The organism is Streptomyces sp. T12, assembly GCF_028736035.1.
In the GTDB taxonomy this organism is placed as follows: domain Bacteria; phylum Actinomycetota; class Actinomycetes; order Streptomycetales; family Streptomycetaceae; genus Streptomyces.
Map to the genome: position 1 here is coordinate 302,116 of NZ_CP117866.1, position 13,593 is coordinate 315,708.

The window sequence follows — 13,593 nt, forward strand, 5'->3', positions numbered from 1 at the left end:
GGGGCCGCCCGGGGTCCTGCACACACCGAGGGGTGAGGCGTGCGGCCCATGACACAAGCCATCAGGACGCTCCCCGGGCCGCTCGGCCCGGCCCCCGCCCGCTGTCTGGTCCTGTGCCTGGTGAGCACGGCCGCCACCGGCGCCGGTCTGCTGCTGCCCGCCGCGCTCGGGCACACCCTGGACCTGCTGCTGTCCCGGTCCCCGGCGACCCGCTGGGTGCTGTACTGCACCGCGATCGTCGTGCTGCTCGCCCTGTTCGACGCCTGCGAGACCGTGCTCGGCGGCACGGTGGACGCCCGCACCACCGCCTGGCTGCGCCGACGTCTGACCGGGCATGTCCTGGCCGTCGGCCCGCGCGCCGGCGCCCGCTTCGGACCCGGCGACCTCGTCGCGCGTCTCGTCGGCAACGCCGCCCAGGCCGGCACGGCACCGACCGCCCGGGCCGCTCTGCTCGCCGCGCTCGCCGGACCGGTCGGGGGCGTGGTGGCCCTCGCTCTGATCGACCCGTGGCTCGCGGCGGTGCTGCTGGCCGGGGCACCCGTGCTGGCCCTGCTGCTGCGCGCCTTCGCCCGCGACACCAGGGAATGCGTGACGCGCTACCAGCAGGCGCAGGGGCGGATCGCGCGGGCACTCTCGGAAGCCGTCGGCGGACACCGCACCATCGAGGCGGCGGGTACGGCCGACCGGGAGACGGCACGGATCCTGCGGCCGTTGCCCGAACTGTCCGACGCCGGGCACCGCATGTGGCAGGTGCAGGGGCGGGCCGCCGGCCGGTCCGTCGCGGTGGCCCCGCTGCTCCAACTCGGCGTCGTCGCCGTGGCCGGGGTCCTGCTCGCCCGGCACCGGCTGACGGTGGGCGAGGTGCTCGCGGCCTCCCGGTACGCGGTCCTCGCCACCGGCGTCGGCGTCCTGGTCGGTCATCTCGCGGGCCTGGCCCGGGCCCGGGCGGCGACCGGCCGCCTCGGCGAGGTGCTCGCCGAGCCCGCCCCCCGCTACGGCGACCGCTCGCTTCCGCCCGGTCCGGGCCGACTGGAGCTGCGCGGGGTGACCGCCCGGCGCGGTGGGCGTGCCGTGCTCGACGGAGTCGACCTCGTGGTGCCCGGCGGGACGACGCTGGCCGTCGTGGGCCGGTCGGGCGCGGGTAAGTCGCTGCTCGCCGCGGTCGCCGGCCGGCTGGCCGAACCGGACTCGGGAGAGGTGCTGCTCGACGGGGTGCCGCTGCTTGAACTCACCCACGACGCGCTGCGCCGGGCCGTCGGTCACGCCTTCGAGCGCCCCGCCCTGCTGGGCGGCACGGTCGAGGAGGAGATCGGCCTCGCCCTGTCGTCCCCCTCCCCCGACCGTGTCCGCGAGGCGGCCCGTACGGCCCACGCGGACGACTTCGTGCGCCGTCTGCCCCGGGGTTACGCCACCGCCGTCGCCGACGCCCCGCGCTCCGGCGGGGAGTCCCAACGCCTCGGCCTCGCCCGGGCGTTCGCCCACGGCGGCCGGCTGCTGATACTCGACGACGCCCTCTCCAGCCTCGACACGGTGACCGAGGCCCGCATCACCGCGGCCCTGGCGAACGGCGGCCCGCACGGCGGCACCCGGCTCCTGATCGCCCACCGCGCCGCGACGGCCGCCCGCGCGGACGCCGTGGCCTGGCTGGACGGGGGCCGGGTGCGGGCGGTGGGACCGCACGAGCGGCTGTGGCGGATGCCCGAGTACCGGGCGGTCTTCGTGGACGGGGAGCGGCCATGACCGAGGGCGTCCACCGGCGCGGCCTGCGCTTCCTGTTGGACCGGTGGCGGGTCTTGGTGCGGCTGGCCGGCTGGTCCGTTCTGGAGACCGGGCAGACCTTCCTCACCGGGTACGCGCTCGCCCGCGCCCTGGACGAGGGGTTCCTGGCCGGACGGCCCGGGATCGGGCTCGCCTGGCTCGGGGTGGCCGGACTCGGCGTGCTGGTCGGGGCGTACGGCACGGCTCGGGTGTACGGCGCGGTCGCCGCGTTGGTCGAACCGCTCCGGGACCGGCTGGTCGCGCGGGTCGTCTCGCGCGGGGTGCGGGAGGCGGACGCCGGAGCGCTGTCCGGGCTGACCCAGCAGGTCGAGATCGCGCGGGACACCTTCGCCGGGCTGGTGATGGTGTCGCGTTCGTTCGTGTTCACCGCGATCGGCGCCGTCGCGGGACTGGTGTCGCTCGACCCGCTGCTCCTGCTGGTCGTCGGGCCCCCGCTCGCCGCGGGTCTGGGCCTGTTCGCGGCGACACTGCGACCGCTGGCCCGCCGGCAGGAGGCGTTCCTCGTCGCCGACGAGGCGCTGGCCGACCGGCTCGGCGCGGTCTGCCCGGGGCTGCGGGACATCACGGCGGCCGGTGCGGAGGAACGGGTCGCCGCGGCCACGGGGAGCCGTGTGGATGCCGAGTTGCGGGCCGCCTCCGCCCTCGCCCGCTGGGGTGTCCTGCGCGCGGCCTCGCTCGCACTCGGCGGCCAGCTCCCGATCGTGCTGCTCCTCGCCTGCGCGCCCTGGCTCCTCGACCACGGCGTCACCGCCGGCGCACTGGTGGGCGCCCTCGCCTACGTCACTCAGTCCCTCCTCCCAGCCCTCCACAACCTGGTCCACGGCCTGGGCACAAGCGGCTCACGGCTGGTGGTGGTACTGCACCGACTGACCCGCGAAACGTCCTCCGGGGCGGGCGGGGCCGGGACCGGGGCCAGGGCTGAGGGCGCCACCGACGAACCTCCCGCTCCCCCACCCCACACCGCCGACGAACCCCCCGCGCACCCCGCCCGCCCGGCCAACGCGGCCGCCGCCCCGCCCGCCCTCGCCCTCACCTCCGTCACCTTCGCCTACGGCCCCGACGCGACCCCCGTGATCGACGACCTGGACCTCACCCTCCGGCCCGGTGCCCACCTGGCAGTCGTGGGGCCGAGCGGTATCGGGAAGTCCACGCTCGCCGCGCTGGTCGCCGGGTTGCTGGAACCGGGACACGGCACCGTCCGGCTGTGCGGGCACCCGGTGCCCGGGCCCGAGGCCGCCGCGTCGCGGGTGCTCATCCCGCAGGAGGCGTACGTGTTCACCGGCACGCTCGCCGAGAACCTCGGGCACCTGCGGCCGGACCCCGTACCCGAGGGGGAGCTGCTCGCCGCGGCCGAGACGGTGGGGCTCCTGCCGTTGCTCGAGGCGCTCGGCGGGCCCGGCGCGACCGTGGATCCGGCGGCGCTCTCCGCAGGCGAACGGCAGCTCGTCGCCCTGACCCGGGCCTATCTCTCGCGCGCCCCGCTCGCCCTGCTCGACGAGGCGACCTGCCACCTGGACCCGCGGGCCGAGGAGCTGGCGGAGCGGGCCTTCGCCCAGCGGCCGGGCGGCACCCTGGTGGTCGTCGCGCACCGCATCAGCTCGGCCCGCCGCGCCGACCGGGTACTCGTCATGGACGGCCGGCACACGGCGTACGGCACACACGACGACCTCGTACGCCGCTCGGCGTCGTACCGCGCTCTCGTCGGCAGCTGGACGCCCGAGCCGTCAGAGCCAGCCCTCGCCCTGCGAGATCCGGATCGCGTCGATGCGATTGCGGGCACCGGTCTTGCGGGTGATGGCGGCCATGTAGTTGCGCACGGTCCCGTGGGACAGATGCAGGCTCCCCGCGATCTCCGCCACCGAGGCTCCCTCGGCGGCGAGGGATAACACGCTCAGCTCCCGCCGCGTCAGCGGCATCTCGGCGGCCTTGAGGAAACCGAAACCCAGCGAGTCATCGACGAAACGTTTTCCCTCGGAGACGTGCCGGATCCCGTCCACGAGCTGCTCGGGCGGGCTCTCCTTGTCCACGTAGCCGAGCGCCCCGGCCTCGGCGGCCCGCTTCAGCAGGCCCGGTCTGTGCGCGCTGGCCAGCACGAGGAGCCGGGGCGGGGTCCGGCCCGCCTCGCGTGCGCAGAGGTCGCCCAGCGGCGGGATGCCATAGGCGTCGGAGCAGTCGAGGTCGGCCGCGCAGACGTCCGCACGCACCGATCGCAGACGGCCGGGCGCGCTCTGCCACGAGGCGTCGAACACCCCGAGGTCCGGTTCCCGGCGCAGCCACTCCGCCAGGACCGATCTGACCAGACACGCGTCGTGCACCAGAAGCACCCGGATCACTGCCCGCCCCTTCGACTCGCCCTACACCGGTTCTTTGGTGAAATGCGCGTGCCCCATTGTTCGCGTCCGGCACCATCCCCGGTCGCGAAGAACCGGCCATCAGGGTGCGCGGGGGCGCACGCACGGCGCCCGTACACCGCGCCGCGCTTCGACTGTGGGGGCATGACCCGGGGCCGAGGGGGTACGCGGCGGATCTCGCCGTGCCGCGGATACCCGTGTGCCCGTACCCAGGCCCGCGCCGGGGCCGCCGGGCGCTCGCCGTGCGCGAAGGGCCGGGAGGGGGGAGATTTGAGCCCTGGGGGCCCGGCACGCGTGAGCGGCTCGGGTCGCCTCCGGGACGCGCCCGTGCGAGGAGGTGGTCGGCGTGTCCGACGGGCAGACGTCCGCCCAGGCACCGGCGGCCGCGAGGACGCGGGTCGGCCGGCCGCTGCTGTCGCTGGCGCTGGCGTCGATGATGGACGAGGTGCACGCGCACTCCGGTGCCGTGTACCTGCTGGCGGCCGACGAGCCCGTACTGGAGATGGCGGTGATGGCGGGGCTGCCCCGGGCCTTCGCGGCGCCGTGGGAGCGGGTCGGGCTGAGCGCGCCGATCCCCGTCGCGGAGGCGGTGCGTGAGCGGAGCCTGGTGTGGGTCGGGGGCGAGGAGGACATGGCGGCCCGGTATCCGCGTATCGCCGTCGTGCTGCCCTACCCCTTCGCGCTGGCCGCGCTGCCCGTGGCCACCGAGACCACCGTCTACGGCGCGATCTTCGTGACCTGGCCAGGTTCGCATCCCCCGGAGCTGTCGGAGCGGGAGCGGGAACACCTGACCGCGGCCTGCCGTCGGCTCGCGGTGCGGCTGGAGCGCGCCAAGGAGGACAGCCGCCCGCCGCTGCCCGAGCCCGATCTGCTCGCCGGGCCGGCGTTCGGCGGCGCGGCCGGCACGCTCGGCACGGTGGAGGCGGCCCGGATGGTGTCGCGGCTGCCGTACGGGCTGTGCTCGCTCGACCTGCACGGCCGGATCAGCTTCGCGAACCCGGCGGCGGCCGAGCTGATCGGCGTCCCGGCCAGTCGGCTGCTCGGCAACCAGCTGTGGGCCTCGGTGCCCTGGCTCAACGACCCCGTGTACGAGGACCGCTACCGGGCCGCGCTGATGAGCCAGCACACGACGTCGTTCGTGGCGCTGCGCCCACCCGGCGACTGGCTGTCCTTCCGCATGTATCCGAGCACCACCGGCCTGAGCGTGCGGATCAGCAGGGCTCGCGCGGTGGCCGAGATGGGTCGTAGCGAACCACAGCCCGACGATGCGCCGGCCCGGCTGGTGACCATCTCCCAGGTCCTGAGTCTGGCCGGTGCGCTCACCGAGGCGGCGGGTGTGCAGGACGTGGTGCAGCTGGTCGCGGACGAGATCGTGCCGGCCGTCGGCAGCCAGGCCCTGGTGGTCCTGGGCTCGCGGGCGGGCCGGCTGCATGTGCTCGGCCACCGCGGCTATTCGGATCCGCAGATCGTGGAGCGGTTCGACGGAATGCCGCTGACCCAGCAGACTCCGGGCACGCACGCCCTGAGTACCGGGGTGCCCGCGTTCTTCGATTCCCAGGAGCAGCTGGAGCGCCTGTATCCGGTGCGGCACGCGACCCCGGACGGCTTTGCGGCCTGGGCGTATCTGCCGTTGATCGCCTCCGGCCGGCCGGTCGGCACCTGTGTGCTCGCCTACGCCGAGCCGCATCCGTTCCCGGCGGACGAACGGGCGGTCCTGACCAGTCTGGGCGGGCTGATCGCGCAGGCCCTGGAGCGGGCCCAGCTCTATGACGCCAAGAACCAGTTGGCGCACGGCCTGCAGGCCGCCCTGCTCCCCCACTCGCTGCCGACGCTGCCCGGCGTCGAAGCGGCCGCGCGCTATCTGCCCGCCATGCAGGGCATGGAGATCGGCGGCGACTTCTACGACCTGGTGCCTACGGAGCAGGGCCTGACGGCGGCGGCGGTGATCGGGGACGTACAGGGCCACAACGTCACCGCGGCCGGCCTGATGGGCCAGATCCGCACCGCCGTACGCGCGTACACGACCGTCGGTCAGGCGCCCGAGGAGGTCATGCGCAGCACCAACCGGCTGCTGCTCGACCTCGGTTCCGACCTGTTCGCCAGCTGCCTGTACCTGCGGCTCGACCCGGAACACGGGCGGGCGGTGATGGCCCGCGCCGGGCATCCGCCGCCGCTGCTGAGACGGCCGGACGGACGGGTGCGGGTGCTCGACCTCGCCGGTGGCCCGCTGCTGGGCATCGACGGCTCGCCCACGTATCCGACCACGGAGGTGGACCTCACGCCCGGCTGTGTGCTCGTCCTCTACACCGACGGACTGATCGAGTCGCCCGGCGTCGACATCGAGGACGCGCTCGCCGATCTCGGCCAGGTGCTAACGGAGTCCGGGGAGCGCCCCTTGGACGAACTGGCCGATCTGCTCATCCAGCATGCCGCGTCGGTGCGGGAACGGGTCGACGACGTGGCGCTGCTGCTGTTGCGGGCACGGGGCTGACGGCACAGCGGCGGAAGGGGCGACGACACGGCGGCGGGCGCCGGACGAGGCTGACGACACGGCTGCGGGCGCCGGACGAGGCTGACGACACGGCTGCGGGCCGGGGCCGAAGACCCGGTGCGGGTCGGGACTGACGGCACGCTGCGGGCACGGGGCTGACGACACGGCGGCAGGCGCCGGACGAGGCTGACGACACGGCTGCGGGCCGGGGCCGAAGACCCGGTGCGGGTCGGGACTGACGGCACGCTGCGGGCACGGGGCTGACGACACGGCGGCAGGCGCCGGACGAGGCTGACGACACGGCTGCGGGCCGGGGCCGAAGACCCGGTGCGGGTCGGGACTGACGGCACGCTGCGGGCACGGGGCTGACGACACGGCGGCAGGCGCCGGACGAGGCTGACGACACGGCTGCGGGCCGGGGCCGAAGACCCGGTGCGGGTCGGGACTGACGGCACGCTGCGGGCACGGGGCTGACGACACGGCGGCAGGCGCCGGACGAGGCTGACGACACGGCTGCGGGCCGGGGCCGAAGACCCGGTGCGGGTCGGGACTGACGGCACGCTGCGGGCACGGGGCTGACGACACGGCGGCAGGCGCCGGACGAGGCTGACGACACGGCTGCGGGCCGGGGCCGAAGACCCGGTGCGGGTCGGGACTGACGGCACGCTGCGGGCACGGGGCTGACGACACGGCGGCAGGCGCCGGACGAGGCTGACGACACGGCTGCGGGCCGGGGCCGAAGACCCGGTGCGGGTCGGGACTGACGGCACGCTGCGGGCACGGGGCTGACGACACGGCGGCAGGCGCCGGACGAGGCTGACGACACGGCTGCGGGCATGGGGCTGACAACGCGGCTGCGGGTAAGGACTGACGGCACGGTGCGGGCACGGGGCCGAAGACCCGGCGCGGGTCGGGACTGATGGCACGCTGCGGGTGCCGGGCGAGGCTGGCAACGCGGCTGCGGGCCCGAGGCAGGTGATCCGGCGCGGGTGAAGACTGACGGCACATTGCGGGTGCCGGGCCGACAACGCGACTGCGGGCCCGGCGGCGATGGCCCGGCGTGGATGGACGGCCGACGACCCGGCTGTTGCGGGCGCGAGGTCCACGACCCCGAAACGGAGCGGTCCGGCCCTCCCGCCGGAGGGCCGGACCATGTTCTCGTCCGGATCACTCGGATCCGTGCGTCGGTGTCAGGCGTCAGTTCCCGACGCCGTTGCCGACGATCTCGCCGAGGCCGTTGCCCGTGCCGTCGGCGTTGCCGTTGCCGACCTCTTCACCGGCTCCGGCCTCTTCACCGGCTCCGGCTTCCTCACCGGCTCCGGCCTCTTCACCAGCGCCCGCTTCCTCACCGGCGCCGGCCTCCTCGCCCGCGCCCGCGCCGCCCGCGGCGTCGCCGCCGAGGGTCGCGCCGACCGCCTCCAGGGCGGTGGTCACCGGCTGGAAGAACGTCTCGCCGCCGACGGTGCAGTCACCGCTGCCGCCGGAGGTGAGGCCGATCGCCAGGCCGTCCTGGGTGAACAGGGAGCCGCCGCTGTCGCCGGGCTCGGCGCAGACGTCGGTCTGGATGAGCCCGGTGACCGTGCCCTCGGGGTAGTTCACGGTGGCGTCGAGTCCCGTGACCTGGCCGTCGTTCAGCCCGGTGGTGCTGCCCATCCGGAGGACCTGGAGACCGACCTCGGCGTCCGCGGCCTGGCTGATCGCGAGGGTCTGGTCGCCGAGGTTGACCTCGCTCGGCGCCTCGGTCGCCGGGTCGTCGTACTTGACGAGCGCGAAGTCGCCGTCGCCGGGGAAGGTGGCCTGGTCGACGGTGGCGATCGGCTGACCGCCCTCGGCGTCCGACCACTGCTCGGCCGCGACCCCGCAGTGTCCGGCGGTCAGGAAAGCGGGGGTGCCGTCGCCCGCGGTGACGTTGAAGCCCGCGGAGCAGCGTGAGCCGCCGGCGAAGATGGCGTCGCCACCGGAGAGGAAGGTCTTGAAGGTGCCGGCCGACTTCTTGATGGTCGCCATGCCGGAGCCGAGGCTCTCGACGGTCGACTCCAGCTGGTCCCAGTTGTCGCCGGAGACGGTGCTGTCGGCGGTGACGAGGATCTTGTTCGTTCTGGGGTCGACCGCCCAGGCCGTGCCCGGGATGGTCGCCTCGGACTTCAGGGTCTGCGCGCCGGACGCGAGCTCGGTCAGGCTGTTCTCGACCTCGCGGACCTTCGCGCCCGCCTTCTTCGCCTGGACGACCACGTTGTTGTTGTCGCCGGGGACGACGTTGACGACGAGCTGCCGGCTCTCGCTGTCGTAGTACGAACCGGCGAAGGCGTCGCCGAGCAGTCCCTCGAGCTGCGAGGCGAGATCCGACGCGTCCGCCGCCTTCAGGGTCTTGGGGGCGGCGGCATCGCCCGACGCGCCGTCCTGGGACGCGTTGGCGTTGGGCAGCAGGATCGCGGCCGCTCCGAGCGCCACCACGCTGCCCGCGGCTATCGCGGCCTTGCGCTTCGGAATTCGCTTGTGACTCAAACTTCTCGACCTCCTGGGGGGACGGGGTCTGTGCCGCCGTTCGTCCGGCAGCTTTTCGGGGCGCCTGGTTGGCAGTTGGTACGCACGGTTCGAGTGGAGCGTTCAACTCCGTTCGCAAACACCCCGCTCGAAACACCGAATCGGCCAAGGACCGCGCCCGGAGACCCGGCGGCGGGAACAATCCCCCATATGACGATGACCACCGCCGAAGCCGACAAGATCCTCTCCGCCAACTTCGCCCCCTGGGTCCTTCAACTGGGTCTGTCGGTCGAGGCGGTGGAAGAACGCCGCGCGATCCTGCGCATGCCCTGGTCGGACGGGCTCGCCCGGGAGGGCGGCGCGCTGTCGGGGCAGGCGCTGATGGCCGCCGCCGACACCGCCACCGTGATCGCCGTGTCGGCGGCACGCGGGGCGTACGGGCCGATGACGACGGTGCAGCAGTCGACGTCTTTTCAGCGCGCGGTGATCGGTTCGGATGTCCTGATCGAAGCGGTCGTCACCAAGCTGGGCCGTCGTATGGCATTCGCCGACATCACGATGACCGCCGAGGGATCTGGAGAAATCGCCGCCCGGGCGAGCACGGTGTACGCACTATTGGGCTGACACGATCCGCTACCGATCGGTAGCGGTCAGTCGTGAACACCGATCGGAATCCCAGCTTCAGGGAATCTGCACATTCAATACTCAACGAAGTCACCGTGGACCAGGGTTCTGCACAAGGCGCTACCCACGGTCACCCCCTTGGGGCGGGAGTGTCGGATTCGCCGCCGCACCGGCCGGACCTCCCCCGAGCCGATGCAACAGCTCACCCGAGCCGATGCTGTGACGCATGTGAAGAAGTCGCCGACAAGACGTGCCCGCGTCTGCACGGAACGATGCCGCTGAGATCAAAGTGCCCTGGTGAGGCCGGAGTTTGATTGGAAGCCCGTACCCGCAGCGTGCTTTGATCCATCGCACCGCAGGGGCCGTGAACGGCTTTCGGAAACGGGTGCCGGGCGCCTGCGGTCGCGGCCGTCATCTGTCCCCAGAGGGGGCCGCTCCCCCTTGTGAAATACCCATTAGGAAGGGAAGTTCCATCATGAACTCCACCCCCCAGGTTGCGACCGTCGAGATCTCCGACGCCGAGCTCGACAACGTCTCCGGCGGCCTGCAGGTCAACGCTGTGAACGGTGCCCTCGACGCTGTCAACGGCATCGCCCCGGTTTCCGGCCTGGTCGACACGGTCGTCGGCACCGTGGAGGGTGTCACCGGCCTGAACACCGCCCCGGTCTCGGGTCTGGTCGCCGGTCTCTGATCGCGCCTTTTTACCGCTGAGTCCCGGAGCCGTTCCCCGGCTCCGGGACTCTCGGGTGCCATAAAACAACCGGCACCACTCGCACCACGACCTGGCTTCACGCGAGCCGGTCTCCGCTCATCCTCAGGTGAGGGAAAAGTCCCGTGCAGTTCCGCCAACAGGCCCTCGCCAAGCTCCAGTCACCGGAGGAGCTCGACCTTCCGGTGCGCTTCGCCCGCCCCCAGGGCTGGCTGGTGCTCTCCGTGACGGTGGTCGTCATGGCCGCCGCGTCCGTGTGGGCCATGACCGGCTCGGTCACTTCCACGGTCGGCGCGCCCGCCGTCCTCACCCACGGGCAGGGCAGCTACATCCTGCAGAGTCCGGTCGCCGGCCAGGTCACCGCGGTCCTCGCCGAGCAGGGCCAGCGGCTCCCGGCGAACTCCCCCGTACTGAAGGTCCGTACGGCCAAGGGCGACACGGTCGTCCGCACGGTCGCCGCGGGCCGGGTCACCGCGCTCGCCGCCACCATCGGGCAGATCATCGCCACCGGCGCGAACGTCGCCGCCGTGGAGAAGGTCGCCCACACCGAGGACGCCCTGTACGCCACGGTGTACGTGCCCGCCGAGAACGCCGCCTCCATCCCCGACAAGGCCGCCGTGGACCTCACCGTCTCCTCCGTGCCCACCCAGGAGTACGGCGTCCTGCGCGGCCATGTGAAGTCGGTGGACCGCTCCGCGCAGTCGGCGCAGCAGATCGCCGCGTTCCTCGGGGACAACCAGCTGGGCGAGCAGTTCACCAAGGACGGCAGGCCCGTGGCCGTACTGGTGAAGCTGGACAAGGAGTCGAGCACCAAGAGCGGCTACAAGTGGTCGTCCGCGGACGGGCCGCCGTTCTCCCTCACCTCCATGACCATGGCCGACGCCTCGATCCGGCTGGCCGACCAGCGTCCCGTCGATTGGCTGCTGCCGTGAGCGCCACCCAGGAGACCCGCAGCAGCAGGCGCCGCGCCGCCCCGCCGAAGCGCCCCGTGCCCAAGGGCAGGTCGAAGACCGTCCGCACGCCCACCGTGCTCCAGATGGAGGCCGTGGAGTGCGGCGCCGCCTCCCTCGCGATGGTGCTGGGCCACTACGGCCGCCATGTCCCGCTGGAGGAGCTGCGCATCGCGTGCGGCGTCTCCCGTGACGGCTCGCGCGCCAGCAACCTGCTCAAGGCCGCCCGCAGCTACGGGCTGACGGCCAAGGGCATGCAGATGGACACGGCCGCCCTCGCCGAGGTGAAGACGCCGGCCGTCCTGTTCTGGGAGTTCAACCACTACGTCGTCTACGACGGCATGGGCCGCCGCTTCGGCCGCCGGGGCGTGTACATCAACGACCCGGCCAAGGGCCGCCGTTTCGTGCCCATGGAGGACTTCGACGGCAGCTTCACCGGCGTCGTCCTGGTGATGGAGCCCGGCGAGGGCTTCAGCAAGGGCGGACGCAAGCCGGGCGTGCTCGGCGCGATGCCGGCCCGGCTGCGCGGCACCGCGGGCACGATGCCCGCCGCCGTCCTGGCGAGCCTGCTGCTGGTGGTGGTCGGCGCGGCGGTGCCCGCGCTGAGCCGCACCTACATCGACATGTTCCTCATCGGAGGCCAGACGTCCCTGCTGGGCGTGCTGTTCGCGTCCATGGGGACCTGCGTCGCGCTCACCCTCGTGCTGACCTGGCTGCAACAGGCGAACCTGCTGCGCGGCCGCATCATCTCCTCCACCCTCTCCAGCGCCCGCTTCCTGCGCCATCTGCTGCGGCTGCCGGTGACGTTCTTCTCCCAGCGCAGCCCGGCCGACCTGGTGCAGCGCCTGCAGTCGAACGACGCGGTGGCCGAGACGCTGGCCCGCGACCTCGCGGCGGCGGGCGTGGACGCGGTGGTCGTCGTCCTCTACGCGATCCTGCTCTACACGTACGACCCCCAGCTCACCTTCGTCGGCATCGGCGTCGCCCTGCTGAACGTCGTCGCCATGCGGGTCGTGATCCGTCTGCGCGCCACCCGCACGGCGAAGCTGCGCGCGGACAACGCCCGGCTCACCAACACCGCCTACACCGGCCTTCAGCTGATCGAGACGATGAAGGCGACCGGCGGCGAGGACGGCTACTTCCGCAAGTGGGCCGGACAGCACGCCACCACGCTGGAGGAACAGCAGCGCCTCGGCGTGCCGAGCGCCTGGCTGGGCGTGGTCGCCCCCACGCTCGCGACCCTCAACAGTGCGCTCATCCTCTGGATCGGCGGCATGCGGGCGGTCGAGGGCGGCATATCCGTCGGCCTGCTGGTCGCCTTCCAGGCACTGGTCACCCGCTTCACCGCCCCGATCACCCGCCTGAACGGCGTCGCGGGCCGGATCCAGGACTTCGCCGCCGACGTAGCCCGTCTGAAGGACGTGGAGAACTTCGAGGCGGACCCGCTCTACGGCCGCCCCGGCACCGGCGAGTCGACGCGCCGACTCAATGGGCACGTGGAGCTGCAGAACATCACCTTCGGCTACAGCCCGCTCGACAAGCCCCTGCTCACCGGCTTCGACCTGACGGTCGGCCCGGGTCAGCAGGTGGCCCTGGTCGGCGGCTCCGGCAGCGGCAAGTCGACGGTCTCCCGGCTGATCTCGGGGCTGTACGCGCCCTGGGAGGGCGTCATCCGCATCGACGACCAGCGCATCGAGGACATCCCGCGCGGCGCCCTCGCCTCCTCCGTCTCCTTCGTCGACCAGGAGGTGTTCCTCTTCGAGGGCACGGTCCGCGACAACGTGGCCCTGTGGGACCCGTCGATTCCGGACGACGCGGTGGTGGACGCCCTGCGCGACGCCGCGCTGTACGACGTGGTCATGCGCCGCCCGGGCGGCATCCACAGCAAGGTCGAGCAGGACGGCCGCAACTTCTCCGGCGGGCAGCGCCAGCGCCTGGAGATCGCACGGGCGCTGGTGCGTCGCCCCAGCATCCTGGTGCTGGACGAGGTGACGAGCGCGCTGGACGCCGAGACCGAGCAGGTCGTGATGGACAACCTGCGCAAGCGCGGCTGCGCCTGTGTGGTGATCGCACACCGCCTCAGCACCGTGCGCGACAGCGACGAGATCGTCGTACTGCAGCACGGCACGATCGTCGAGCGCGGGCGGCACGAGGAGCTCGTGGCGCGCGGTGGCGCGTACGCGGCGCTGGTCAAGGAGCGGTGAG

8 protein-coding genes and 1 pseudogene are annotated in these 13,593 nt (G+C 73.1%); 7 read left to right on the forward strand and 2 right to left on the reverse strand.

The window, feature by feature from the left end; genetic code table 11:
- Window positions 1-48: 48 nt before the first annotated feature.
- Window positions 49-1,740: an ABC transporter ATP-binding protein gene (locus PBV52_RS01375; protein WP_274236398.1), complete on the forward strand. Its 1,692-nt coding sequence runs from the start codon at window positions 49-51 to the stop codon at window positions 1,738-1,740.
- Between the two features lie 380 nt (window positions 1,741-2,120).
- Window positions 2,121-3,272 (forward strand): annotated as a pseudogene (locus PBV52_RS01380) (ATP-binding cassette domain-containing protein); the annotation flags it as partial.
- A gap of 231 nt (window positions 3,273-3,503) precedes the next feature.
- On the opposite strand, the gene PBV52_RS01385 reads toward PBV52_RS01380, so the two are convergent.
- The gene (locus PBV52_RS01385) at window positions 3,504-4,112 is read right to left on the reverse strand and encodes a response regulator transcription factor (RefSeq protein WP_274236400.1); all 609 of its coding nucleotides are present in this window, start codon (window positions 4,110-4,112) and stop codon (window positions 3,504-3,506) included.
- 355 nt (window positions 4,113-4,467) lie between these two features.
- On the opposite strand from PBV52_RS01385, the gene PBV52_RS01390 reads away from it, so the two are divergent.
- On the forward strand, window positions 4,468-6,621 hold the full coding sequence (locus tag PBV52_RS01390) for a SpoIIE family protein phosphatase (RefSeq protein ID WP_274236401.1): 2,154 nt from the start codon (window positions 4,468-4,470) through the stop codon (window positions 6,619-6,621).
- A gap of 1,197 nt (window positions 6,622-7,818) precedes the next feature.
- Here the strand turns inward: PBV52_RS01390 and PBV52_RS01395 are convergent.
- Window positions 7,819-9,126, reverse strand: a complete 1,308-nt coding sequence (locus PBV52_RS01395; RefSeq protein WP_274236402.1) for a S1 family peptidase — start codon at window positions 9,124-9,126, stop codon at window positions 7,819-7,821.
- A 189-nt stretch (window positions 9,127-9,315) separates the two neighbouring features.
- Between PBV52_RS01395 and PBV52_RS01400 the strand changes: the two genes are divergently transcribed.
- The 4 genes from PBV52_RS01400 to PBV52_RS01415 all read left to right on the forward strand — a co-directional run bounded on the left by PBV52_RS01400 (window position 9,316) and on the right by PBV52_RS01415 (window position 13,592).
- Window positions 9,316-9,729, forward strand: coding sequence for a PaaI family thioesterase (locus tag PBV52_RS01400; protein ID WP_274236403.1), 414 nt, complete (start codon window positions 9,316-9,318; stop codon window positions 9,727-9,729).
- 475 nt (window positions 9,730-10,204) lie between these two features.
- Window positions 10,205-10,420: a hypothetical protein gene (locus tag PBV52_RS01405; protein WP_030052098.1), complete on the forward strand. Its 216-nt coding sequence runs from the start codon at window positions 10,205-10,207 to the stop codon at window positions 10,418-10,420.
- Window positions 10,421-10,563: 143 nt separating this feature from the next.
- Complete coding sequence (locus PBV52_RS01410; RefSeq protein WP_274236404.1) at window positions 10,564-11,370, forward strand: HlyD family efflux transporter periplasmic adaptor subunit; 807 nt, start codon at window positions 10,564-10,566, stop codon at window positions 11,368-11,370.
- Window positions 11,367-13,592 carry an NHLP family bacteriocin export ABC transporter peptidase/permease/ATPase subunit gene (locus tag PBV52_RS01415; protein ID WP_274236405.1) on the forward strand — a complete coding sequence of 742 codons (2,226 nt, stop codon included), beginning with the start codon at window positions 11,367-11,369 and terminating at the stop codon, window positions 13,590-13,592. The genes PBV52_RS01410 and PBV52_RS01415 overlap by 4 nt, the downstream gene beginning before the upstream one ends.
- Window position 13,593: the final 1 nt, after the last annotated feature.